General features: G+C 35.0%; 26 protein-coding genes, 1 tRNA gene and 2 other annotated features. Of the genes, 5 read left to right on the forward strand and 22 right to left on the reverse strand.

Annotation, left to right across the window (positions count from 1 at the left end):
• Nucleotides 1-45 precede the first annotated feature (45 nt).
• The 15 genes from recN to FFX44_RS01380 all read right to left on the reverse strand — a co-directional run bounded on the left by recN (nt 46) and on the right by FFX44_RS01380 (nt 10700).
• Nucleotides 46-1728: a DNA repair protein RecN gene (recN, locus tag FFX44_RS01310; RefSeq protein WP_289977169.1), complete on the reverse strand. Its 1683-nt coding sequence runs from the start codon at nt 1726-1728 to the stop codon at nt 46-48.
• 15 nt (nt 1729-1743) lie between these two features.
• Nucleotides 1744-2196, reverse strand: coding sequence for an arginine repressor (gene argR / locus FFX44_RS01315; protein ID WP_289977170.1), 453 nt, complete (start codon nt 2194-2196; stop codon nt 1744-1746).
• Nucleotides 2197-2290: 94 nt separating this feature from the next.
• The gene (locus tag FFX44_RS01320; RefSeq protein WP_289977171.1) at nt 2291-3106 is read right to left on the reverse strand and encodes a TlyA family RNA methyltransferase; all 816 of its coding nucleotides are present in this window, start codon (nt 3104-3106) and stop codon (nt 2291-2293) included.
• Nucleotides 3106-3990, reverse strand: coding sequence for a polyprenyl synthetase family protein (locus FFX44_RS01325; protein WP_289977173.1), 885 nt, complete (start codon nt 3988-3990; stop codon nt 3106-3108). Before FFX44_RS01325 ends, FFX44_RS01320 begins: the two co-directional genes overlap by 1 nt.
• Nucleotides 3983-4213: an exodeoxyribonuclease VII small subunit gene (locus FFX44_RS01330; RefSeq protein WP_289977176.1), complete on the reverse strand. Its 231-nt coding sequence runs from the start codon at nt 4211-4213 to the stop codon at nt 3983-3985. Before FFX44_RS01330 ends, FFX44_RS01325 begins: the two co-directional genes overlap by 8 nt.
• Nucleotides 4206-5558: an exodeoxyribonuclease VII large subunit gene (xseA, locus tag FFX44_RS01335; protein WP_289977177.1), complete on the reverse strand. Its 1353-nt coding sequence runs from the start codon at nt 5556-5558 to the stop codon at nt 4206-4208. Before xseA ends, FFX44_RS01330 begins: the two co-directional genes overlap by 8 nt.
• Before the next feature lie 3 nt (nt 5559-5561).
• Entirely contained in the window at nt 5562-6413 is an 852-nt protein-coding gene (folD, locus tag FFX44_RS01340; protein WP_289977178.1) for a bifunctional methylenetetrahydrofolate dehydrogenase/methenyltetrahydrofolate cyclohydrolase FolD, read from the reverse strand.
• Between the two features lie 341 nt (nt 6414-6754).
• Entirely contained in the window at nt 6755-7156 is a 402-nt protein-coding gene (gene nusB, locus FFX44_RS01345) for a transcription antitermination factor NusB (protein ID WP_289977701.1), read from the reverse strand.
• Nucleotides 7157-7158: 2 nt separating this feature from the next.
• Nucleotides 7159-7590, reverse strand: a complete 432-nt coding sequence (locus tag FFX44_RS01350) for an Asp23/Gls24 family envelope stress response protein (protein WP_289977703.1) — start codon at nt 7588-7590, stop codon at nt 7159-7161.
• Nucleotides 7591-7609: 19 nt separating this feature from the next.
• Nucleotides 7610-8167, reverse strand: coding sequence for an elongation factor P (efp, locus tag FFX44_RS01355; protein ID WP_289977179.1), 558 nt, complete (start codon nt 8165-8167; stop codon nt 7610-7612).
• A 135-nt stretch (nt 8168-8302) separates the two neighbouring features.
• The gene (locus FFX44_RS01360; RefSeq protein WP_289977180.1) at nt 8303-9364 is read right to left on the reverse strand and encodes a Xaa-Pro peptidase family protein; all 1062 of its coding nucleotides are present in this window, start codon (nt 9362-9364) and stop codon (nt 8303-8305) included.
• Between the two features lie 94 nt (nt 9365-9458).
• Nucleotides 9459-9734, reverse strand: a complete 276-nt coding sequence (gene rpmA / locus FFX44_RS01365) for a 50S ribosomal protein L27 (RefSeq protein ID WP_289977706.1) — start codon at nt 9732-9734, stop codon at nt 9459-9461.
• Between the two features lie 21 nt (nt 9735-9755).
• Nucleotides 9756-10088, reverse strand: a complete 333-nt coding sequence (locus FFX44_RS01370; RefSeq protein ID WP_289977181.1) for a ribosomal-processing cysteine protease Prp — start codon at nt 10086-10088, stop codon at nt 9756-9758.
• A gap of 18 nt (nt 10089-10106) precedes the next feature.
• The gene (gene rplU, locus FFX44_RS01375; RefSeq protein WP_289977182.1) at nt 10107-10415 is read right to left on the reverse strand and encodes a 50S ribosomal protein L21; all 309 of its coding nucleotides are present in this window, start codon (nt 10413-10415) and stop codon (nt 10107-10109) included.
• A gap of 17 nt (nt 10416-10432) precedes the next feature.
• Nucleotides 10433-10507: a sequence feature (ribosomal protein L21 leader region), on the reverse strand.
• 119 nt (nt 10508-10626) lie between these two features.
• Nucleotides 10627-10700: transfer RNA gene (locus tag FFX44_RS01380), tRNA-Arg, on the reverse strand.
• A gap of 178 nt (nt 10701-10878) precedes the next feature.
• Between FFX44_RS01380 and FFX44_RS01385 the strand changes: the two genes are divergently transcribed.
• Nucleotides 10879-11022, forward strand: a complete 144-nt coding sequence (locus FFX44_RS01385) for a hypothetical protein (protein ID WP_289977183.1) — start codon at nt 10879-10881, stop codon at nt 11020-11022.
• A 246-nt stretch (nt 11023-11268) separates the two neighbouring features.
• Here the strand turns inward: FFX44_RS01385 and FFX44_RS01390 are convergent, their stop codons facing one another.
• Nucleotides 11269-12108 carry a phosphotransferase gene (locus FFX44_RS01390; protein ID WP_289977184.1) on the reverse strand — a complete coding sequence of 280 codons (840 nt, stop codon included), beginning with the start codon at nt 12106-12108 and terminating at the stop codon, nt 11269-11271.
• A gap of 174 nt (nt 12109-12282) precedes the next feature.
• Between FFX44_RS01390 and FFX44_RS01395 the strand changes: the two genes are divergently transcribed.
• The 3 genes from FFX44_RS01395 to nhaC all read left to right on the forward strand — a co-directional run bounded on the left by FFX44_RS01395 (nt 12283) and on the right by nhaC (nt 15915).
• Nucleotides 12283-12606 (forward strand): DUF4870 domain-containing protein, encoded by a 324-nt coding sequence (locus FFX44_RS01395; RefSeq protein ID WP_289977186.1) that lies wholly within the window; start codon nt 12283-12285, stop codon nt 12604-12606.
• 76 nt (nt 12607-12682) lie between these two features.
• Nucleotides 12683-12920: a binding site (T-box leader), on the forward strand.
• Between the two features lie 171 nt (nt 12921-13091).
• Nucleotides 13092-13907, forward strand: coding sequence for a 2-keto-4-pentenoate hydratase (locus FFX44_RS01400; RefSeq protein ID WP_289977187.1), 816 nt, complete (start codon nt 13092-13094; stop codon nt 13905-13907).
• A 613-nt stretch (nt 13908-14520) separates the two neighbouring features.
• Nucleotides 14521-15915, forward strand: coding sequence for a Na+/H+ antiporter NhaC (gene nhaC, locus FFX44_RS01405; protein ID WP_289977189.1), 1395 nt, complete (start codon nt 14521-14523; stop codon nt 15913-15915).
• Between the two features lie 471 nt (nt 15916-16386).
• Here nhaC and cas5 read toward each other — a convergent pair whose 3' ends face one another.
• The 5 genes from cas5 to FFX44_RS01430 form a co-directional block, all read right to left on the reverse strand.
• Nucleotides 16387-17145: a CRISPR-associated protein Cas5 gene (gene cas5, locus FFX44_RS01410; protein WP_289977193.1), complete on the reverse strand. Its 759-nt coding sequence runs from the start codon at nt 17143-17145 to the stop codon at nt 16387-16389.
• On the reverse strand, nt 17132-18025 hold the full coding sequence (cas7i, locus tag FFX44_RS01415; protein WP_289977194.1) for a type I-B CRISPR-associated protein Cas7/Cst2/DevR: 894 nt from the start codon (nt 18023-18025) through the stop codon (nt 17132-17134). The genes cas5 and cas7i overlap by 14 nt, the downstream gene beginning before the upstream one ends.
• Complete coding sequence (locus tag FFX44_RS01420) at nt 18015-19751, reverse strand: Cas8a1 family CRISPR/Cas system-associated protein (protein WP_289977195.1); 1737 nt, start codon at nt 19749-19751, stop codon at nt 18015-18017. Before FFX44_RS01420 ends, cas7i begins: the two co-directional genes overlap by 11 nt.
• A 20-nt stretch (nt 19752-19771) precedes the next feature.
• Nucleotides 19772-20506, reverse strand: coding sequence for a CRISPR-associated endoribonuclease Cas6 (cas6, locus tag FFX44_RS01425; RefSeq protein WP_289977197.1), 735 nt, complete (start codon nt 20504-20506; stop codon nt 19772-19774).
• Nucleotides 20507-20746: 240 nt separating this feature from the next.
• Nucleotides 20747-20956 (reverse strand): hypothetical protein, encoded by a 210-nt coding sequence (locus FFX44_RS01430; protein WP_289977199.1) that lies wholly within the window; start codon nt 20954-20956, stop codon nt 20747-20749.
• 173 nt (nt 20957-21129) lie between these two features.
• On the opposite strand from FFX44_RS01430, the gene FFX44_RS01435 reads away from it, so the two are divergent.
• On the forward strand, nt 21130-21336 hold the full coding sequence (locus FFX44_RS01435) for a hypothetical protein (RefSeq protein ID WP_289977200.1): 207 nt from the start codon (nt 21130-21132) through the stop codon (nt 21334-21336).
• Between the two features lie 249 nt (nt 21337-21585).
• Here the strand turns inward: FFX44_RS01435 and FFX44_RS01440 are convergent, their stop codons facing one another.
• Nucleotides 21586-22563 (reverse strand): bile acid:sodium symporter family protein, encoded by a 978-nt coding sequence (locus FFX44_RS01440; protein ID WP_289977203.1) that lies wholly within the window; start codon nt 22561-22563, stop codon nt 21586-21588.
• Nucleotides 22564-22994: the final 431 nt, after the last annotated feature.

The following is a 22994-nucleotide window of genomic DNA, read 5'->3' on the forward strand; positions in this document are numbered from 1 at the left end:
GCCTTCCAAAATTAGTTCTTACTCAGATTTTGGAAGGCGGTATTTTTAAGTGCGCAATTTTTTTGCCATTTCAAGTAATTCTTTGGCATGTTCCATTGTTAGCTTCGTGATTTCTGTTCCAGCTAACATTCTTGCAATTTCAGTAATTCTTTTTTCTTCGTTCAATTTTTCAATGTTCGTCTCAGTTCGACCCTTGATTACCTCTTTAGTAACAAGATAATGATGATTACTAATCGCAGCTACTTGTGGTAAATGTGTGATACATAGGACTTGGGATAATTGCGCAATTTGACTAATTTTCTCAGCCATTGCTTGAGCGACTCTTCCGCTAACCCCGGTATCAACTTCGTCAAAAATAATGCTTGTCAAGTTTCGATCTTGCGAAAAAATCGTCTTTAATGCCAACATAATACGCGAAAGTTCACCACCGGATGCAATTTTTGCCAATGGTCCACTAGCTTCTCCTTGATTAGTTTGAATATAAAATTCCACACGATCGATTCCATCACTTGCTAATACCGTCTTATCAGTTCCAAAGTGTACTTCAAACCTAGCTTGATCCATATAAAGTGATTTCAATTGCATTTCGACTGCATTTGATAATTTTTTTGCAGCCCTTGTTCTTTCATGACTCAATTTTTCTGCTGTCGCCAATGCTTCGCTATAGGTTTTATCAACAGCTTTTTGTTGAATCTCGCTATCTTCATCTGCACTTTGCATCTGTGCTAATTCTCTTTCAATCTTATTATAATAATCCAAAACCTTTTCAATTGAATTACCATACTTATGTTCAAGTTGCTTGATTACTTCCAGTCTTTGATTCGTCTGGTTTAGCTCATCCTCGTTCCATTCCATTACGTCTAACTCGTTCGAAATATCATGTGCGGCATCTTGCAAAGTATAGAATGCACTCGACAGATTATCTGCAATATTATGCAAGTCCTCGGATAAATTACCTACTTTTTGAGTTGCTTCGACAGCATCCCCCAAGTGTCCTAGAAAATCAGCTTCTTCTCCAGAAAGAAGTTCATAACTTTGTGACAAAGCATCACGAATAGTTTGAAAATTTTCGAGCTTTTGCTTTTTAATTTCTAAATCTGCATCCTCTCCCAAAACAAGATTAGCTTCGGTAATCTCTTGAACCTGAAACTGTAGCATGTCTAATCTTTGAGCCCACTTTTGTTCATCAGATTGCCTTTTTTTTAGAATTCTTAGCTTCTCACGATAAGCTTCAAATAATTTGTTATATTTAACTTTTAAATCTGTAGTTTTTTGATTGTATTGATCCAAAAGACCGATATGATTCTCTGAATTCATCAACATCTGATGCTCATTTTGTCCATGAATATCTATAAGCTGATTCCCAATTTTTTTCAAAGCTGTGAGTGTTACTAATGTATTATTAATACGACAGACACTTCTGCCATTACGATAAAGTTCCCGTTGAATAATTAAGACATCCTCGTCCGCTGTAATTCCAAAACTCTCTACGTCGTGCTTTATTTTGACGTTTTTTGGTAAACCAAATAAGCCCTGTAAAATTGCTTTGTTAGCTCCTTTGCGAATAAATTCTTGTGAACCTCTACTACCAGCTAGGAGTCCTAGAGCATCAATTACTATTGACTTACCAGCACCTGTTTCACCAGTCAAAACTGTCATCTTAGATTCAAAATTAATATCAAGTTTTTCAATGATGGCGAAATCTCTAATCATTAATTCGCGTAACATCTTATCATTCCTTTGTTAATTGGTCATCTCAAGGACTAATTCCTGCGCTGCTTTTGCCTCATTAACAGATTTTGCAATTACTAAAACCGTATCATCATCACCGATAGTACCAAAAATTTCTTCATAACGCATCTGATCAATTAAACTTGCTATTACCGGACCATTCCCTGGCGAAACCTTAATCAGTAAGAATTCATTCTGAATACGTGAGGATAAATATGCATCTTTCAGTGTATTTCGTAATTTTTTTTCTGAATTTAGTTTCTTCTCCGTTGGCAGACTGTATTGGTATTCACCAGTTGAAGAGGGCAACTTAATTAGCTGCATTTCCTTTACATCACGTGAAATCGTTGCTTGTGTGACATCAATCCCTTGTTCTTTCAAAAGCTTAACGATGTCTTCTTGTCTATCAATACTATACTGTAATAACAAATCTTTTATCGCCTTTTGTCGCTCTTGTTTACGCATCTCAATCACCAATCCCCCACATTTATTCATAATTTATTATTATAATAGCCTATTTTGAATAAATATTAAAGAAAAAGCTTATAAAAATTAATGATTATTTGCCAAAAGTTATATATGCTGCTTCAATTAATTCTTGATTGTCAATTTTAGCCCTATTTACACCCTTGTTAACGACTTTTTTCAAATGACAAATAAATTCGATATTACCCGTGCCACCTGTAATGGGAGAAAAATCAATGCCACAAACATCGAAGCCTGCAGCTAGAGCAAAGTTGATAATCTTATTCAAAACTGCTAAGTGAACTTTCTTATCTCTAACAATCCCATTTTTCCCAACATTAGCCTTTCCAGCTTCAAACTGTGGTTTAATCAAGGCAACTACATCACCCGAACTTTGTAAAATTGCATGTAGTGGCGGTAAAATTAATTCAAGCGAAATGAAAGAAACATCTATCGTAGCAAATTCTGGTAACCCGTTAGTAAAATCTTCTGGTTTACTATACCTAAAATTCGTATTTTCCATTACAATAACACGCGGGTCTTGTCTAATCTTCCAAGCCAATTGATTAGTTCCAACATCTAACGCATAGCTTATTTTCGCGCCATTTTGTAATGCAACATCTGTAAAACCGCCAGTAGAAGACCCAATATCAAGGACGGTTTTGTCCTTAACTTCTACATCAAAAACCCTGAGAGCCTTCTCAAGCTTATAGCCACCTCGACTCACATAAGGCATCTTCTTACCCTTAAAATGTAATTCAGTTTCAATATTAATTTTCATTCCAGGTTTATCTAAACGTTCTTCGTTTTCTCCTAATACTTCTCCAGCCATTACAGCCCGCTTTGCTTGTTCACGCGTCTCAAAAAGACCTTGCTGTACAAGTAATACATCAACTCGTTCCTTTTTCATTAACTATCCTTTCTCTCGAAATATTCTAGAAAATCCGCTAAAACACTATCATCAGCATTTAACCTTACCAATACTTCACGCGCATCTTCAACTGCTTGACTTAGACTCTGATAAGCACCATCAAGCCCTAAAATAACTGGATATGTGTTTTTATTCTCGCCTTTGTCCTTATGGACTGCCTTCCCCATCTCTTTTGTTGTTGAAACCACATCCAATATGTCATCATATATCTGAAAGGCAAGACCAAAAGTAGCACCAAAATCCACCAGTAAATCGAATTCCTTTTTTTCTGTTTTACTAAGTATTCCTCCAGCCTGGCAAGCATATTTTAATAAAGCGCCCGTTTTTAGTTCATGAACTTTCTTTAGTTGTTCAAGCTCCAGAGTCTTATGTTCACCCTCTATATCTGCAACTTGGCCACTAACCATGCCTTCAGGTCCGGCAGCCTTAGCTAAAGCAGTTATTAGATCTACCTTACTTTTTGAGTCTAGTCCAGTTCTTGTAATCCAATCAAATGCAAGAGTTAATAATCCATCACCTGCTAAAACCGCTTCAGCTTGACCGAAAACCTTATGATTTGTTGCTTTTCCCCTACGTAAATCATCATTATCCATTTCTGGTAAATCATCATGAATCAGTGAATATGTATGTAGTAGTTCAAGACTTCCCGCAACTGCTAGTACATCATCATTGATTGGTCTATTATAAAACGAGCAAAGCGCCATAATTATGAGCGGCCGTATTCTTTTCCCACCAATTGCGACAGAATAAGTCATCGCATCTTTTAAAGTTCTTTCTGCGGATAAACCATTTAAAAATTCTGCAATTTTTTTTTCAAGCCTTGGCAAATTCTTGCTTTGAAAAGCCTGCATTCTTTTATTCATTAGCTGTATCTCTTTCAAAATCTGCTTCATTTCCATCTTTATCCATCACTTTTGCAAGTGTTTTTTCAGCATTCTCCAGTGTTTTTTGCAATTCATTACTAAGAGAAACACCTCTCTGAAATTGTTCTAACGCCTGTTCCAAAGGTACATCACCTTGCTCGAGTTTTTGCACGATTTCTTCCAAGTCTTTCAAATTATCTTCAAAATTCTTTTTTTCAGCCATTATTGTCTGCCCTCCTTAATTCCATCACCTTTGCTTGCACATTGCCATCTTGCAGATGAATATCTATTACCTCATCCGTGTTGAGTTGTACGATAGACTTTATAATTTTTTGTTCATTATTAGATATATAACTATACCCTCGACCCATAATTTTCAATGGACTTAACATATCCAAGCCTGAAATCGCCTTCGCCAGTCTCTGCTCATTCTTTTGAACATAGTCACCAATTGCTCGGTCAAGCTGTCGTGTTAAATATTCAACTTTCGAATCATACAAATGAAGAGTTTCAAAAGGTGCTTGATTTTGTAGTCTTTGCATTACAGATCTAGCAGCTCTTTCATGTTCAGTTATTCTTTGCTGAAGTGCTTGTTGGGCACGCTTCTTAAGATAATCAATCTTTTGCAGATAACCTTCATAGAGCCGACCAGGCTGTTGAAAAACATATGAATTAATTAATTTGTTAACCAATTGTTGTTTTAACTTAATCCTAGATTGCAGATTTTGCAGCAATCTGATTCTTAATTGTTCAATTTTCAAAATTTCATCACTTAGGACTGGTACCGCCAACTCTGCTGCGGCAGTTGGTGTAGCAGCTCTGACATCCGCCACTAAATCTGCAATTGTCGTATCAGTTTCATGGCCTACTGAAGAGATTATCGGGATCTGACATTCAAAAATAGCTCGTGCGACTATCTCCTCATTAAACGGCCATAAATCTTCAATAGAACCACCGCCGCGACCAATTATTAATGTATCAAAAGTGCCAATTTCTTGGACTTGCTGAATTCGTGCAACGATATCTGCGGCAGCACTCTCTCCTTGGACAAGTGCTGGAAACAAAACAATCTGAGCAATTGGATAACGTCGCCTGACAGTCGTCATTATATCCTTAATGACTGCCCCAGACGAACTCGTAATTACCGCTATTTTCTGTGGAAAAAGTGGTAATAATTTTTTTTCAACACCAAATAAACCTTCCGCGGCAAGCTTTTTCTTTAATTGCTCATAAGCTTGATACAAAGCGCCAACGCCATCAGGTTCCATTCTTTCAATATATATCTGGTAGCCGCCACTTGCTTCGTAAAGTGATATTCGACCAACTACGAGGACTTTCATTCCTTCTTCTGGCTTGAATTTAACCTTCTCAAAGGCAGATTTGAACATAATCGCATTTATTTTTGCATGCTCATCTTTGAGACTGAAATACTGATGAGCATTAAGTCGCGGCCGATAATTTGAAATTTCTCCTGTTAAATAAACTTTACCCAAATAAGGATCTGCATCAAATTTTCGCTTAAGATATTTTGTCAATGAACTCACTGTTAAGTACGTTTTTTCTGACAATTTTTACCCCCCAATTTGTCTTTCAGCAAATTTAACTGTTTGTTCTAATAACATCGCAATCGTCATCGGTCCCACACCTCCAGGAACAGGTGTAATCGCTGCAGCGACTGGCGCGACTTCTGTAAAATCAACATCTCCAACCAGCTTACCTGTAGCATCGCGATTCATTCCAACATCAACTACAACCACACCTGGTTTAACATCCGCGCGTTTAATAAATTCGGCGCGGCCCGTTGCAACAATCAGAATGTCTGCTTGCCTTGTCAATTCACGTAAATTAACGGTTTTACTATGGGTAATTGTAACAGTTGCATCTGCATTTAATAATAACGCAGCAATAGGACGACCAACGATATTACTACGGCCAACGATAACTGCATGCTTCCTTGCAACATCAATCTGATGTTCTGCCAATAACCTCATAATCCCATGCGGTGTGCAAGGCAGCGACTGTGGATTATTAAGAAAAAGCTGTCCAATATTTAGGGGATGAAATCCATCAACATCCTTTGCTGGATCAATCGCCGCAGTTACTTTTGCAGCATTAATCTGTCGTGGTAAGGGCAATTGTACTAAGATTCCATGAATGGAAGAATCAACATTCAGCTTAGCAATCAACGCTAAGAGAGCTTCTTCTGTCACTGTTTCTGGTAGTTTGAAGTCATGTGTTGTGAGTCCAACTTCTGCCGCTGCACGGTGCTTGTTGCGTACATATATTTGGCTAGCGTTATCAGAACCAACTAAAACAACGGCTAGTGCTGGAATAACTTTATGCTCTTGCAGCCGAGTTATTCGCTGCTTTAATTGCTGTCTGATTTTATATGAAAGTATACGTCCATCTAGAATTTCAGTCATCATCATTCATCCTAACTTATGTAATTATTGAACAATTTAATGCTCATACCTGCATTCCATTTTAGCATACCTAACTAGCTTTTCATCAAAATGTTCAATTATAATTAGCAAAAAAAATGTTAAATTGCTACAACTAACGTGGACAAAAAGATACTTCCAGAATCTTATTTTTTATATTTGGTAAATTTTTTGAAGAGACTACTCTTTCATATAATTCGTTTTTTCAATCTTCGTATAACCAAAAAACACCTAGTATTCTAATAAGCTAGATGTTTAAAATTTAACTATTAATATTATCATAGTTAAATTAGCTATTGCGCTAACTTAAGCTAGACCATATCCTATGAAACCAAGTTCGAAAGTACACCATTAACAAAGCGACGTGACTTCTCATCACTGAACTCTTTTGCTAACTCCAAAGCCTCGTTTAAAGCAACCCTGCCTGGAATATCATCAATATTTTGAATTTCAAAAATTGCCAAGCGCAAAACAATTACATCTGTCTTGTTAAGACGAGCAAAAGTCCAGTCCTTGCCCAAAAATTTTTGAATGGTCGCATCAATGTCCACTTTATTTTTATTAATACCTGTAACTAAAATACGAACATAATCTGGCACCACTTGTGCAACTTCATCCTCATCATCTCTAACCTGATGAAATAGCTCATCAACAGTAATATCCTGATTACTCTCCATTGCAAATAACATTTGAAAAGCAATTTTGCGCATCTCATGTCTACTCATAGTCACTTTGCGTCACCATTTTCCTCAGCAAATAAGTTGTCAAGATCAAGAGTTGGACCTTGTTTCTCGGGAACGACTCCTTGAACATAGACATCTACTGCTGCTAATTCTAATCCTGTCATAAATAACAGCTGCTGCTTAACCTTTTCTTGAATTTCAGATGCAACCTTAGGCACTGAAACTCCGTAATTCAAGAAAACATAGATTTCAACAGTCAACGTTTCAAGTGATTGGCCGAGTTTAACACCTTTACCACGACTTTTACGCCCAAAAAGTTCATTTACACTATTAGCAAGCGAACCGCGCATCGAATAGACACCCTCAACTTGTTTTGCAGCAATCCCAATAATTACTTCGATTACTTCGGGTGCAACCTCAATCTGTCCCAGTGTTGCTTCCTTACTTTCTATAATAATGTTATTATTTTCTGCCATCATCGAAACCTCCTTTGATTTAGGCACGAGAAATATAACTGCCATCTTGCGTATTGATCGTTAGTACATCCTCTTCATTAATAAAGAATGGAACCTGAACCACCAGACCAGTCTCAAGAGTAGCTGGCTTAGATCCACCTGAAGCAGTGTCTCCCTTAATTCCTGGTTCTGTAGCCTTAACTTTAAGATCTACCGTATTTGGTAAATCAACACCAAGTGTCTCTGTACCAAACATGATGATACTTATTACCATGTTTTCTTTTAAATAGTTTAATTCATCTTTAACACGTTCTTCTGGTAACTCTAATTGTTCGTATGTTTCCATATCCATGAACACATGGCTAGTACCATCAGCATACAAATATTGCATCTTCTTGTTATCGATTTGTGCTCTTTCAACCTTTTCACCTGCACGGAAAGTTTTTTCTTGAACCGCACCACTCCGCAAATTTTTAAGCTTCGAACGCACAAAGGCTGAACCCTTACCTGGCTTAACATGCTGAAATTCGATAACACGCCAAATTTCACCGTCAACCAAAATTGTCAATCCATTTTTAAACTCATTTACTGAAATCATTGTAATCCTCCTACGAATTATATCTCCAGTCAGTTACTCTTGAAATTATTTTACCATAATCAGTGCATAAAAATTCCCAGACTGTCAGAATATATTTTATAATAGCAACACTTAGTATAAAAAAGCAAGTTTATCCTAAATCGCGTGGTAATTTCTTGGAAAAGCAGTTAAAATTTCAAAACCAGTTTCCGTAACTAAAATATCATCCTCAATTCGAATACCTGCCGTTCCTGGAACATATATCCCCGGTTCAATCGTCACGATATGGCCTGACTCCATAATATCTGGAAAACGTGAACCAACATTTGGCAATTCATGAATATCTAGCCCGATTCCATGGCCCATTCCATGATTAAAGTATTTGCCATATCCCTTTTTTTCAATAAAGTCGCGGCCAACTTCGTCTAACTCCCTTCCGCTTATTCCTGGTTTTATTGCTTCAATTGTCCTGCGCTCAGCTTCCAAAACAATCTGATACATATCTTGCACCTTCTGCGACTGTTTTCCTAGTGAAAAAGTTCTAGTAACATCGGAAGTATAGTGCTGATAATAGTAACCAAAATCAACTGTAATTAAATCCCCATCTTCCAAAAGTTTTGCAGTTGCTGTCCCATGTGGCCAAGTTGTTCGCTCACCACTTGCAACAATCGTTTCAAAAGATTTTTCTTCTGTTCCATTCTTTTTCATGAAATAGTCAATCTCATTAGATAATTCCAACTCGCTTTGACCCACATGAATATTTTGCAGCATGAACTCATATCCTTTGCCTGCAATCTTACAAGACTCACGAATTTTATTGATTTCATCCTGATCTTTAACTGCACGCAAATTCTCAATAACTGCAGAAACCGGGACAATATCAGAAGAAGAATTTTCATCAATAAAATCATAATTTTGATACGAAATTACATCCTCGAAGGCCATCGCTACCAAATGTTCTTTTTCAACAAGTTCACAAGCTGTTTTCAAATAATTACGGGTATTACAGAACTTCCAATCAGAATGATTTGCCTTAACTTGTTGTCCAAAACGGTCATCAGTAATTAAGTATTGGTTATTCTCTGTGACTAACAGCAAACCATCATCCCCTGTGAAGCCACTTAAATAATAAATGTTAAGTGGCTCTGTTACCAAAAAACTGTCGATACTCATTTTTGTCATTAACTCACGCAAATTTGCAACCCTTTTTGAACTCATTAAAAAATCCTCCCATCATTGAAAAAAATAAAAAAAAAGATCAATACAAAACATAACGTTCCGTATTGATCTTATATCAAAAGCTTTATTTAATCTATTCAGCCACAGGGTAAACAGATACTTGCTTCTTGTCACGACCTTTACGCTCGAAACGAACAACACCTTCAACTTTAGCGAATAGTGTGTCGTCACCACCCATACCAACATTAACACCTGGATAAATACGAGTTCCACGTTGACGATAAAGAATTGAACCACCAGAAACAAGCTGCCCATCAGCACGCTTAGCACCTAAACGTTTTGATTCTGAGTCGCGTCCGTTAGAAGTCGAACCACCACCCTTTTTATGAGCGAAAAATTGTAAATTCATTAACATAGTTAGTGCACCTCCCTAGCTTTTATCTTCTATAATCTTAATATAATCAGAATAGCTTGTCGCCACATCACTAATACCTAATTTAAAATTAGCTAGTAACAACTGTGCAGCCTCATTATCAATGGCAGAATCATCGAGCTGTGCCCGCATAAATCCGCCATCTAGTTCATCAGAGTCAACATACAGCTTAGCCTTCGCAAGTTGCTCAAGACCGTTTACTGTACTAATTGACAAGGTTGAAACAGCTGCACACACAATATCTTGGCCATATTCTCCTGACTCAGCATGTCCTTTAATTTTAAAACCGATTAATCGGTTCTTCCTGTAAATAAAAGAAGCTTTTATCATTCAAACTCACCTCAATAATTATGCATTAATTGTATCAATAACAACCTTTGTATATGGTTGACGATGACCTTGTTTTGTATGTGAATGTTTCTTTGGTTTGTACTTGAAAGTAACGACTTTCTTAGCACGACCCTGTTTTTCAACAGTTCCTGTAACAGTTGCACCATCAACAAATGGCTTACCAACAGTAGTGTTTTCTCCACCTACTAAAACAACTTGATCAAATGTTACTTTTTCGCCTGCTTCTGCAGTCAATTTTTCAACATAGATTGCTTGTCCGGCTTCAACCTTAAGTTGCTTGCCGCCAGTTTTAATAATTGCGTACATATTATGTGCACCTCCTTAGTTTTACTTAGACTCGCCATGACTGAGTGGTCAACTGACTCTTATGAACTGGCCATGTGCGGTTGCAGTTGTGGCATGCACAAATACAACATTAGAATCATAGCAGATTTTTCATCTTGCGTCAATTACTTTAATAGATAAAAAAGGCTTGCAACATAAAAATGTCCAAGTCTTCGTCTAGTTAACACAAGAATGGCGCGGGAGAGATTCGAACTCTCGACCGTCCGCTTAGAAGGCGGATGCTCTATCCAGCTGAGCTACCGAGCCATAAACAACACTAATTATTATATGATAGTCTAAATAAACTGTCAATTACTTTTGAAACAGAAATAGATAATAATCAGTATGTTTTTTCTTATCGTTTTATTACGATGATGCTTTTTTCTTGAAATGTTTTTGTAACAATGTAATAATAATGGCACGTAAGCGGAAAGGTGTGACTTAAATGACAACATTCATAGCTATTATCGGAATCCTCATTTTTGCAACTTTAGTTCAGTTTTTTGGGAATGTACAACAGAAAAGAAATGAATATAAGCATTTCAAAAATGATGAAATTCAACAAAGTTCAAAAAACCTTGAAAGCTAAATAAAATATTCTTCCTAAGCGTTTTCTGTCACAAATTGATTCTTATTAAAGAAAGCTTGTTGTAACTTGAAGAAGCGCTTGGATTATGATTGCCTGATTTTTGGAATAAAAACCACTTCTTTCTGTTAATAACCAGTACAAGATTCTGGTAATCAACAGATTTTTTTTGCAAAGAAAATTTGATTATTTAAGAATAGAAATCAGACAACTTGTCAAATACCTGGTATCTCAATAATTAAATAATTGCTACAACTTCAGGACTGCATCTCCATCTCTAATTGTTGCTATCATGTTGCTTGCCATATCCCCAAATTTACCACCTGAATGAGTAACATTATAATGGCTGATGTCGAGAGCGCATAAGAATAATAAACAGCGTTGCAAGTCACTACTAGGAATCTCAAAAGAATGTTCTAGTTCATATCCGTTTAAAAACTCATTACGTAATTTGACATCACGAACCTCATTGTAGAAAAATTTGATGAAGTCTTGGTAATTAGTACCAACGTGAGCACGCTCAAAGTCAATCAAAATGTTTTTTCCTTCGAACTCCATAATGTTACGTACACTGAAGTCACCATGCAATACAACTTTTGGTAATTGTTCATACTCAAGGTTGACTTTATCGAAATCAGGCCTCAAAAGTTTGAGAACTTGTTGGGCATTCTTGTAGTAGAGACTTTCTTTTAGCTGTGCAACTCTATATGTTAAAAGTTGTGATAACGGGCGCTTTTCATTTTTAACCGAAACATTTCCCGTAACTTTTTCATGAAAACTTCCTAATAATTCACCATACTCATGTGCCCTTTCAGCCGTCATCTCCTGATTGTCAACATCGCTTAATTCACGATTCCGTAAAGTTACAACATACTTGTCTTCAAAAATCACGCTATCTAGGTATACATCCGGATAATAGAACTGATTAACATGCTGTTCAGCATAAAACATTGCTTTTTCTTTAAATATCTTAACAAAAAGTGGTCCATGAAAAACCTTGCTATTTCCAATAAGATGTTGATTCCCTGCTACATCATGAATACTTTTTAAATTAGCTTGATAATAATCGTTTAAAAAATCAACGAGCATCCCTTCATCCCCCCGACTCAAAAATAAAAAAATAGATAACCATCTATGAAATCGTCTTCTATAAAAACTTATTCAGAAACATACATTTATTTGTTAGCTTAACGATTCTAGTATATCATAGTATTATGTTGCACCTATGCTTGAATTATCGACTTTTACTCCTTGGAGGAAATTATGCAAAAAATTAAAATATTAAGTGCTCTTTCTTACTTTTCTATTGTTTTCGCACCTTTTATCTTTCCACTTATTATCTGGTTTGTCTGTGCAGATGAACCAGTTATTCGTAGCCACGCAAAAAAAGCTTTTTTGCTGCATTTGCTACCTCTCTTTCTTACACTTGTGGGGATCATCTTCGTTGGAACAACAGGTGTAGTAACAGAACATGCTCAATTAACAAGTTGGACAGCTGTTTTAACCATTGGTGTGGTCTTACTAATTGACTTAATTGTATTTATCTACAACATCTACAAGGGAGTCAAAATTCTTGCACAGGATTAAAAAATAACAAAAATTAAAAATTTGCTTGACATTTCATGTGACTATTACTAGAATACGATTAAAGATTAGAAACGAATATTAAGCGTTGATTAGGAAAGTAACTTTTTGAGCAATTCAGAGAGTCATCGGGTGGTGTGAGATGATTAAGTTGAAATTAGTGAAAATCCCCTATGAGTTGTAGATCGAACTTCAAGTAGATTCTACTGGGTACTCCCATTACAGAGGCAACAAATTGTTTTGTCAGTTTGTTTAAGGTACTTGATTCTGATTTCAGGTATAAAAAAAGGTGGTACCACGTTATTAACGTCCTTTAGCAGATTTTTTCTGTCGAAGGACTTTTTTTATTCGTATAAATTTTGAAGGGAGATGAGGACCTATGGATGATCCAAGTGGCATTATTGAGAACGATGACAAAGTACAGATTAAGTCAATAGGATTCCTCATCAAACCATGGTGAGAAATCCATAAATAAGGAGATTATCACAATGGAAAAACAACAAAATAAATTAGCTGCTTTAACAGAAACAGAAGAAACATTAGCAAGCACCTTATATCAAGCCTACACAACAAATAAGCCACTTGATGTCACTGATTGGTCTACCAAAGTGTCAGATGAAGAAAGTGCCTATCGTGTCCAAAACCGTTTGATGGAGCTAAAGAATGAAACAGTCGGTGGCTACAAAATCTCACTTACTAGTGAAGAAACACAAAAAATGTTTAACTCTAACTCACCTTTATATGGAGCTCAAGTTGAAAGTCGTTTCCTACACTCACCTGCCTCCTTTGCACTTAACAACATGCTAGAGCCTCTAGTTGAAGTTGAATTAGCCTTTCGTGTTGATAAAGATCTTAATGTTGAAGATGACCTTGAACAACTGATGCAAAAAACAAGTGTTGCAGGTGCACTTGAAGTTCCTGATTGCAGATTCAAGGATTGGTTCCCAAGTCTTGAGAAAAATCTAGTTGTCTCAGATGCTGCTGTCGGTGGACTAGTCGTTGTTGGTGATTTATTTCCCACAACAGTTGTTTTTGAAAGCGTCAAAGCCGTTGCAGCCGTTCACTGCAATCTTAAGTTTAATAATGAATCCCTTAAAAAAGGAACGTCTTCAGAGGTACTCGGCAACCCATTAAAGTCATTGCAATGGTTAGTTGTAAAATTACAACAACACGGTAAGCAGCTAACTGCTGGTCAATATGTTTCAACTGGAACCTTTGTATTACCACCTAAGTTACAAGAAGGAACTTGGTCAGCCCACTTTAATAATGGACTAGGCGATGTTAAATTAAATGTCACTAAGTAAATAGAATGGATTGTAAATGGGGTTGGGTCAAGAGTTAAAGTTTGGCCTAATCTCTCTATTTATTCCGCATAACCGTGTTCCATAAGTCAGAATTTGAGTACTAACTTCGAATCACCCATAGCAAATTACTCGCTATGTTCGTAATTTCAAGTTAGTACTCAAATTTTGTAAGGCACTTCACTTATGTCACACTCCCACACATGTCCAAAACCAATTTTTGAGTTTGTATTTATTGAGGCTTTAGAATAAAATTGGAAATGCTATTGACAAAGTATTAGATTACATGTAATGTCATGTTCATACTTTAAAAGATTTTGGACAAGTAGGAAATAAGCTGGATGTTCAGGAAGTAGATGGCTGCTGTAAATCGATCAGGTTTATTGTCCGAATTACACCAAAATGTACGATTTTAATTCAATAATTGAGAGAAAAACAATTGTTTTTAAGTAAGGTGGTACCGCGGAGAAATTCGTCCTTAGCAGATATATAGAGCTACGGACGATTTTTTTGTGGACTCAGAAAGGATAGGACTATGAATTGTGGAGGAATAATTCGATATCAGTTTAACAATCAATAACATCATATTAAAAAATTGATTGTGAGGAAATCGAAAATGAAAAAGGAAAATAAACCTAGTTTAATTGAAGCAAGCACCATGTTAATAATTATTGTTGCCACCATCGCTATTGGAGTAATTGATCTCAAAGTGGCACCTACTATCGCAATTTTATTTGCCATCGGAATAGTAATGATTTATATCACTGTCAAAAAGCTTTCATTTGATATCATCCATGAAGGAATTGTCTCTGGTATTACACCTGGAATTATTCCAATCTTCATTTTTATTCTAGTTGGCTCATTGATTGCTGTCTGGATTCAAGCAGGAATCATTCCTACGCTAATGGTAGTTGGCTTCAAAATAATTAGTGTTAAGTGGTTTATTCCTTCAGTCTTTGTAGTCTGTGCTATTGTAGGAAGTGCTGTAGGAAGTGCCTTCACCGTAATGTCGACAATTGGTATTGCATTCTTTGGAATTGGAACAACACTTGGAGTTAATCCAGCTTTGGTAGTTGGTGCCATTGTTTCAGGGGCAGTATTCGGTGATAAAATGTCTCCGTTATCTGAATCTACTAATCTCGCTGCAGCAGTCGTTGATGCAGACTTATTCAAGCACATTAAGAACTTGATGCTTTCAACTGTACCTGCATTTATCATCTCTTTGATATTATTTGCCATTTTGGGAAACAGCAATGAGAGTGCAAGTTTGAGTAAGATTACAAGAGTTTCATCAATCCTACAGCGTAATTTTTCAATAACCTTTTGGGCAATTATCCCAATTGCATTGATGTTTATCTGTGCATGGCGCAAAATTCCTGCAATTGTTACAATCCTACTCAATATTGGTATTGCTGTTATCATGATATTCATTCAAAATCCTAATACAAAAATTGTTGAGTTAGGAAATATTATTGATGCAGGATTCGTGTCACATACAGGCAACCATGAGATTGATCAACTATTATCCCGTGGTGGGATTGAAAGTATGATGCCAACCGTTGCACTAATTATTCTTGCACTTTCACTTGGCGGATTATTACTCAAAACTGGCTTAATTCCAACCGTGATGACTGCTTTAACTTCAAAAATTAATTCTAACGGCGTACTAATTTTAAGTACATTATTGTCTTGTATTGGCGTTAATATCTTTATTGGTGAACAATTTTTATCAGTAATTCTTCCAGCTAATGCATTCAAAAATATCTTTAAAAAAGCTGGGCTTGATCCCGTTGTATTAGGTCGAACTCTTGAGGATGGAGGGACCGTCATTAACTATCTGATTCCATGGGGAGTTGCGGGAAGTTTTGTCACTAGTACATTTGGTATCCCAACAATGACATATTTACCCTTTGTATTCTTTAGTCTGCTCTCACCTGTATTCTCAATAATTAGTGGCTTCACAGGAATCGGCGTGAAACATTTCGATTCTACATTGAATACAAAAAGTTAAGGTTTAACTAAACTAGGAAGAAGGGGAACTGGGTCAAAAGCTAACTTTTGACCCAGTTCCCCTTCTTTTATTACAAATAAATGCGTTTTATAAGTCAAAATTCTCCATTTTCTGTTGCCTATGTACCTTTGTGTTTCTCTTAAGTTAGATAAATACTGAAATTTTTGTAACATGGAGCAGAGATATTTCTAACATTTACATTCCTTTTAAGTTAGATAAATAGATGCTTCAATATCATCCCAGTATTCTTTATCGGCAAAGTTTACGTTCTTTTTAAGCTAGCCAAAATGATTTCAAATATTTCAACCTCTTACAGTTAATATTTTTGTAATGTTCTTGCAACTTTTCAAATTGCCGCTTCAGATTTAAAATATGCTAAATAATTATTTTCTCATCTGACTTTGCTAAAAAATATATTTTACACTTTTACTCAAAAAAACAGTTTCTACTTTCTCAAACCTAAAATTGCAATCAAACAATAAAAACGAAATCACCTTCTGAATCTAGTAAGTAATTTTCGTGCTTAAAAAAAGTAAAATTAGTATACAATACTTCATACTTTTCCCACTTACGTACTACTTTGTCTCTTCCCAAATCATTCAAAGTATAAACTTTATTTATCCTATATTTGGTGCCAGTTTGCAACGATGTTTGGTGCATATTCTCGTGAGAATCGTCGTCTAGCTCATCAATAGGTACATACGCTGCCCAATTTTTTCTACCTAAAAAATTCGCTAAAGTCGCAAATTCTACATTCTTTTCAAGTTTTTTTCCTAACTCAACAATTTCAACACTTTCAAATACTGCTAAATCTTCACGGCGCCCTAAATTAGGAAATTCCCTTGGGTTCTTCAAAGCATCATAAATAAATTCAACCTCACCTTGATTTTCAGGAACTACATGCAAAACTAAATTCACATCTACAAGTAATTGCACATTTCCAATCCCACGACCTATTCCCATTCCTTCAGCAGTAAGTTGATGTCTTTTTGCATCGTATTTTGTACCATTGTTAAATTCATAGCGAGTATATAAATCATTTACCGACGAAATATGTGAACCTTGCACGCTGACTTTCATTGGATGATAACTGTCAAAATTACATAAATAGTGAACCATTCCTATCACAGTTGAAAAAGGGGGTAATGGATAGCTTTCTCTAAATTCGTAACTAATTGGTATCTTGTAGTTAGCTGTCTGCTGATAAACTTTTAGCTTAATTGCCCTCATAGTAATCAGCTACTTTCGCTTTCAAACCTTCTATTACTTGTATTACAGGCTGTGCCTTTAATTTTTCTTCGATCTCACTATTATTTTCAAAATAATCTTCAACATATCCAACAAATGTTTCTTTTTCTAACTCTGGAGTCAATGATTTAACGATTGGACTAACCTTAATAGCATTTTTTTCAACTCTAACAATATTTTCAAACAATGGATTTTTGATATCGTATACTCCACCAATTATGAAAAGCGGTTTCAAATCTTCACGGCGCCCACGAATATCCCTATATAAATACGCAATTGTATCAAGGAGAACTGAAACACGACGGCTCTTTTCATCATTTTCAAGTTCTGTTCCATCATTGATATCAATTCCAATTTGATCTAAATCGGCAGTAATCGTGTAGCAGTAATATGATGAGTGAATTTCAGAATTTGCCAAACTATTTTTGATACTATTGTCCCCTGTTGTTTGTCGGATTCGACTAGCTAGCCCCATATTTGTCAAGAAATCAGTATCTCCAGCGAATGGTTCTTGACTAATTGCATTAGACAAACGTACTTTTGCAGAACGAATATTAGAATTATTTCCCTTTTCAGTTTTCATATAACCAAAAAAATCGATCTCAGGATAATCTTTAATAGAAGCTGACTTACTAAATTGAATTACTTTCTTATCACCAGAGCCTTCAGCACTCAAGTCTGCTTCTGGCTCTCCTAGTTGTTGAACAATATTGTACCTGAGAGCCTGGCGCGAAATATAAGTATATTGATAACCATTACCACGAGTCATTTTTTTTAATGCCGTTACATTCCCTAAGCTTTCACCATAATTGGCACTGTTCGCTTCAAAAATAATTGTTGCCGTCAATCCTTTACTTTTCATTCTGAACTCTCCCTTTTTCTTCTCCAGATATTAATCCCGCTATAAATGCATAACCTAATTGATTAAAGACCTCTGTATTTCTTATTTGCTGAAAAGCAGAGGGTACAATTTTTTGTTGATACAAATAACAATTAAGTAATATGTTCATAAATTTTTCTTGATTCTGCATTTTCAATGCTTGTAAAAGTTGATATGCCAAAGCTTTTGCTTTATTAGGATTTGTTCTGTATCCCTTTGCAACTTCCATTCCGTAACCATGAATTTTTGATAATACTTTACTATCCAACTTTATCACTCCCAACTCGTTAAATAATAGTACATTTATTTCAACAACATACAAAATTTGTGTTGCTGTAATATAGATGTTTTGTTTATTTGAAGCTTTCAAAAGTAGCATATCATTCAACAAGCTATTCATATTAGTCTGATTCAAAAGCCGCTTAATAACTTCATCATAGATTGAGCAATATTGTATTCCTCGATACTCTGGAATTAATGCCTTATTAAGTGCGCTTAACAAAGTTGCATCTTTTTTCTTATTGATTTTTATTTTCTCTATTTTTTTTAACACATTTGCAGTAATTTCTGGAATAAGGCTAAAGTAATAATGTTCATCCTTACGATTAATTACCTGTGTATTTGCAAGTGTATATTGGCTAGACTTGTTGAATCCTTTCCTAAATGTTTCATAAAAGGCACCCCATGGAGAAACATTATTATCTGTCCTCCTAAAGGTTTCAGTTAAAGTATCTAAGATTCCATCGTTTGCATTACGCAAATTTTCAAGACTTTGTCCTGTGTAATTTACAAAGATTCCATGATTCCCCGCTAAATTATATGCAAATCCAGCTGGAACCGCAGAATACATTAACCGACAAACTGGACATAAAAATTGATCAGAATTAAACATGTATGCATTACTATTTTTCTTCCCATAATCATAGCCCATTCCATTAAGAAATGAATATCCTGACCCTTCTTTCGATCTCATCTTTCTTCCACAAGTTGCACAAATAATTTTCCCTTTTCTATGACTTTCTGATAAAAAATCAATTACAGGTTGTACAAAGTAGTTGTAATAGTCTTGATAAATATCAACAATTTTGCTTTGACTGTTTAGAAAAGAAATACCATCCCAACCCTTGTTTACATAGCGATACACAAGATTTTTAGCTAGAAAGTAACGCTTGCTAGTATCATCAGCAAAATATTGCACAATTTTCTTCAATTCTGCAAAAAGCATTGCAAGTTCTTGTTCTGGATTATCAGCAGTATCTTCCCACCTCTTTTTCTTACTTAGTCCTTTAAACAACTTTGTCACAGTATCCAGATATTTTTCAATTGGAATTTCTGGATGTACAAGTGGCCGCATTCGTCTGTAACTACCTGACTTTACAAAGTATTTGACATTATCATTAAACCATTTGACATATGTTTCATACTCTTGAAAATTATAGTTTTCAAAATCCATCTGTATGGTTGCTTCAATTTTTGGTAACCAATTAATTATTTGTTGATAACGCGTATATTTCCCATATGTGTCAATAAAAAATTTAAAAAAACTCTTATCAATTGTCTTTAATGCACTCGTTTTTATAGATAATTGATTGTCTTTAATCGCATAATCATCTTCATCTAAAATTCTTGTTAAACCAACGATTCCGGCATTCTCCAACCAACTCTCCATATGAAAACCAATTATTTCAGGTAAAACTGCTGCATCCATTAGAAGTTACCTCCTTGATATTAATTCGTAATCATACCAAACCCAGATCCGCACTTAACTCCTAAACCAATCTTATTTATCAGATTTAGCAATACTGGATTTCCCTTAAGTACAAACGAGCCCTTTGTAGATTCAACAAATAGACCAAAGTTTCGGGAAACAACTTTCTTAACTCTGACTGGTTCAAATTCTAATTTATCAACCATTTGTAAAATCTCGGTGCTATATTGGCCACGTAAGCGACTCTTCATATTTATGCGTAATATTTCGTTAAAAAGTGCTGCATTATCTTCCTTGTAGGATAAGAATATCTTCTGATTTTGACGAACAACAATCGGTGATAATGCTTTGAAACAGACTTCATTAGTCGTAATGATTGGTTCCTCAACTAATTCAATTCTTCCAAACTCAACTACATTTTCCCCGTCAAAATGTAAATTACTTTGTTGTTGCAGCCATATGAAAGAATTATAAAAGTGAGTAGCTTTAAGTCCATCGTTAATACTAAAATTCAATATGCACTTCTGGCTCTGCCCCAATTCAATATATTCTTTTTTAAAAGATACATTCTCTTTGAAAAAAAGGCTGAATGTAAAATTCTTTGGCGTATTTTTATTATAGAGTTCTTCAAAAAGTTGTAAATTCACATTTGACAATCCTAATTTAATCAAAGAAAGAATTGCTGGATCATAATCCATAGCAATCGTTGTGTGCTTATTTCCCGAATTAAATACTAATTCTATACTTAATCTCATTTATTTCTTCCTCATTCATTCCACTGTATTTCAAGTAATAATTATTATATATAACTATATCGACAACTATTTTCATTATGTTCACGTTATTATTTTTACGTAATATTTTAATAGAAATACCAAAAAAGGACTCTAGCCTAAATTGACTAAAGTCCCTATAACATAGTATTTTTACAGTTAGATAATAATTATTTATACCTACATAGTTATGTAATATATCAATAAATCTAACTTTAAAAACTATACTCGTTCCCAATAGTAATTAAACAGATCAAGCATTGTTTTGCCAGTAAACTCTGTTACCTCTGTACCACCTATTGTTACTCTAAAAACTTCATAACTATCTTGCAACTCCGGGTCGTCTACCAAGAGACTTGCCACAAACTCACTAGGCTTTTCAAATTCAACTTCTTTTTTATCATAATCCGCCTTGTAATAGATTTTCATCATTATGCTTCAGCTCCCTTTTATCATTATAATTATACACTATGTAAAATTTAATTAATGCTACAAAATATTTTTCTTTTCATATTTTTTTTAATAAAAAGACAAATTATCTTCCACTAAAAGAAAATTATTTAGTATACCATCATTGATATAAGTTGTTAAGGAGGAATGAATTTATGACTGCTAAAGATCGTAGTACAAAGAAAATTTTAATTATTGGTCTAGTTATCTTATTAATTGCAAGCGCAAGTGGCGGTGTTGGTTATTACTTTGGAGCTCACAATGCGCAATCCAACACTCAGATGGGTGGTACACCCAATGGAACAAAAATGAAAGGCAAGCCTACTGGTAAGAAACCATCTTCAAAGAGTTTTAACAATTAGTAAGATATATGACAAAAATTCATAAAGATTGGATACTAATACAAATTATGAATATAGCATATCATCAACTATTAGCAATTTGAAGTATGATGAAGACTTTTAACCTATGAAGCTTCTTTACCTAGAACCAAACACATTTAACAAATTAAAATTATTTTACAGCGAAAAAAATCTATGTTTTCAATTTCGTATCACATATTGTTTGTTAGTTTGTTCGCTAGCTTTTTATAATTTCACAAATACTTTATTTCAGTCAACAACTGGTTTTGGATTTTCTTCTACCGTTGTCGTTTCATCATTAGTTGTCTTATTTTTCCAGTTAACTGCCAAGATTGAACCTGATATATTGTGCCAAATACTGAAAATCGTAGAAGGAATTGCTGCAGCTGGAACAAAATACTTCATAGCTAAAGTTGCTCCCAAACTGGAATCTTGCATCCCAACCTCGAATGTAATTGCTTTTCTTTGTGGCGTTTTTAATCTGATTAATTTGGAGAACAAGTAACCAAGTCCATACCCTGATAAGTTATGCAGCATTACAACTGGAATAACGAGTAAGGTTTGTGTCGTCATTAGTTCAGCGTGATTAGCCGAAATTACTGCTCCAATTATTAAAAGAATTGCTAACTGTGAGATTAGTGGTAAAAATTTTGTTACCCATTCAATCTTATCCTTAAATAAATGATGTACCAATAGTCCTAATAGGATTGGAACTAAAACAATTTTGACAGTACTCAAAAACAACGAAGCTGCTGGAATATCAACATATTTTCCTGCAAAAAGCAACAGCAACCCCGGCAACGCGATTGGCGCGAGCAAAGTCGATAATGTCTCAATTGACACATCAAGTGCAACATCGCCTCCTGCTAGATATGCCATTACGCTTGATGAGGTCCCACTTGGACAAGAACCTACTAGAATTACACCTGCTGCAGTCGCACCCCTTAATTGAAAAACAGTGCATAAAGCCCAAGCAATTGTCGGCATAATTAAATAATGTGCAAAAGTTCCTGCAATAACTGGAAAAGGTTTTTTAGCAATTCTTTCAAAATCCTGCAGCTTCAAGGTTAGCCCCATTCCAAAAAGAATTATCCCTAATAAATAAGAAACATTTGGAACTATCCATTCACTTGTTTTCGGCAAAAAGTAATTAAAGATTACCCAAAAAATAATTGCGATTGTAAAGTACTTTCCTATCAATTTACTTATCTTTTCAACTCTGTTCATTATTTTAAAATCCTCCTAATTTTATGCAAATATTTTCTCATTTCTATCTTTGCTACCCTCTGCCTGATTATTTAGTATCCTAACTTCTCCTCCCATGTAATAAAAAACCACCATGCTATAGTTCGCACGGTGGTTTTTGTGATCTTTCAAATCTTAGCCAAGCCAAAATTTTCCAGTCATAAAATCACGCGTACGCATGATAATAATAACTAGAATAATGACAACAACATTCACATTTTGACTGCTTATGTATGGCATAAGATTTCCTCTTTTCTAAAGTTAATAACTAATAAAACTATTAAAAAAAATATTTTTGACATCAAAAATTAATTATCGATAACATTATACTAAATCGCACTTTGATTACAGTCAAGATTTATTTTAAAAAAAATGTATTAAAAAATATTTTCTACAATCTTTTTCCCATATTA

Source organism: Lactobacillus sp. UCMA15818 (genome assembly GCF_030400225.1).
Classification (GTDB): Bacteria; Bacillota; Bacilli; order Lactobacillales; family Lactobacillaceae; genus Liquorilactobacillus.

Bases quoted from the DNA above. Each gene is read 5' to 3' on its own strand.
- recN (WP_289977169.1), bottom strand. From the start codon at position 1,728: ATGTTACGCGAATTAATGATTAGAGATTTCGCCATCATTGAAAAACTT.
- argR (WP_289977170.1), bottom strand. From the start codon at position 2,196: ATGCGTAAACAAGAGCGACAAAAGGCGATAAAAGATTTGTTATTACAG.
- FFX44_RS01320 (WP_289977171.1), bottom strand. From the start codon at position 3,106: ATGAAAAAGGAACGAGTTGATGTATTACTTGTACAGCAAGGTCTTTTT.
- FFX44_RS01325 (WP_289977173.1), bottom strand. From the start codon at position 3,990: ATGAATAAAAGAATGCAGGCTTTTCAAAGCAAGAATTTGCCAAGGCTT.
- FFX44_RS01330 (WP_289977176.1), bottom strand. From the start codon at position 4,213: ATGGCTGAAAAAAAGAATTTTGAAGATAATTTGAAAGACTTGGAAGAA.
- folD (WP_289977178.1), bottom strand. From the start codon at position 6,413: ATGACTGAAATTCTAGATGGACGTATACTTTCATATAAAATCAGACAG.
- nusB (WP_289977701.1), bottom strand. From the start codon at position 7,156: ATGAGTAGACATGAGATGCGCAAAATTGCTTTTCAAATGTTATTTGCA.
- FFX44_RS01350 (WP_289977703.1), bottom strand. From the start codon at position 7,590: ATGGCAGAAAATAATAACATTATTATAGAAAGTAAGGAAGCAACACTG.
- efp (WP_289977179.1), bottom strand. From the start codon at position 8,167: ATGATTTCAGTAAATGAGTTTAAAAATGGATTGACAATTTTGGTTGAC.
- FFX44_RS01360 (WP_289977180.1), bottom strand. From the start codon at position 9,364: ATGAGTTCAAAAAGGGTTGCAAATTTGCGTGAGTTAATGACAAAAATG.
- rpmA (WP_289977706.1), bottom strand. From the start codon at position 9,734: ATGAATTTACAATTTTTCGCTCATAAAAAGGGTGGTGGTTCGACTTCT.
- FFX44_RS01370 (WP_289977181.1), bottom strand. From the start codon at position 10,088: ATGATAAAAGCTTCTTTTATTTACAGGAAGAACCGATTAATCGGTTTT.
- rplU (WP_289977182.1), bottom strand. From the start codon at position 10,415: ATGTACGCAATTATTAAAACTGGCGGCAAGCAACTTAAGGTTGAAGCC.
- FFX44_RS01385 (WP_289977183.1), top strand. From the start codon at position 10,879: ATGACAACATTCATAGCTATTATCGGAATCCTCATTTTTGCAACTTTA.
- FFX44_RS01390 (WP_289977184.1), bottom strand. From the start codon at position 12,108: ATGCTCGTTGATTTTTTAAACGATTATTATCAAGCTAATTTAAAAAGT.
- FFX44_RS01395 (WP_289977186.1), top strand. From the start codon at position 12,283: ATGCAAAAAATTAAAATATTAAGTGCTCTTTCTTACTTTTCTATTGTT.
- FFX44_RS01400 (WP_289977187.1), top strand. From the start codon at position 13,092: ATGGAAAAACAACAAAATAAATTAGCTGCTTTAACAGAAACAGAAGAA.
- nhaC (WP_289977189.1), top strand. From the start codon at position 14,521: ATGAAAAAGGAAAATAAACCTAGTTTAATTGAAGCAAGCACCATGTTA.
- cas5 (WP_289977193.1), bottom strand. From the start codon at position 17,145: ATGAGGGCAATTAAGCTAAAAGTTTATCAGCAGACAGCTAACTACAAG.
- cas7i (WP_289977194.1), bottom strand. From the start codon at position 18,025: ATGAAAAGTAAAGGATTGACGGCAACAATTATTTTTGAAGCGAACAGT.
- FFX44_RS01420 (WP_289977195.1), bottom strand. From the start codon at position 19,751: ATGGATGCAGCAGTTTTACCTGAAATAATTGGTTTTCATATGGAGAGT.
- cas6 (WP_289977197.1), bottom strand. From the start codon at position 20,506: ATGAGATTAAGTATAGAATTAGTATTTAATTCGGGAAATAAGCACACA.
- FFX44_RS01430 (WP_289977199.1), bottom strand. From the start codon at position 20,956: ATGATGAAAATCTATTACAAGGCGGATTATGATAAAAAAGAAGTTGAA.
- FFX44_RS01435 (WP_289977200.1), top strand. From the start codon at position 21,130: ATGACTGCTAAAGATCGTAGTACAAAGAAAATTTTAATTATTGGTCTA.
- FFX44_RS01440 (WP_289977203.1), bottom strand. From the start codon at position 22,563: ATGAACAGAGTTGAAAAGATAAGTAAATTGATAGGAAAGTACTTTACA.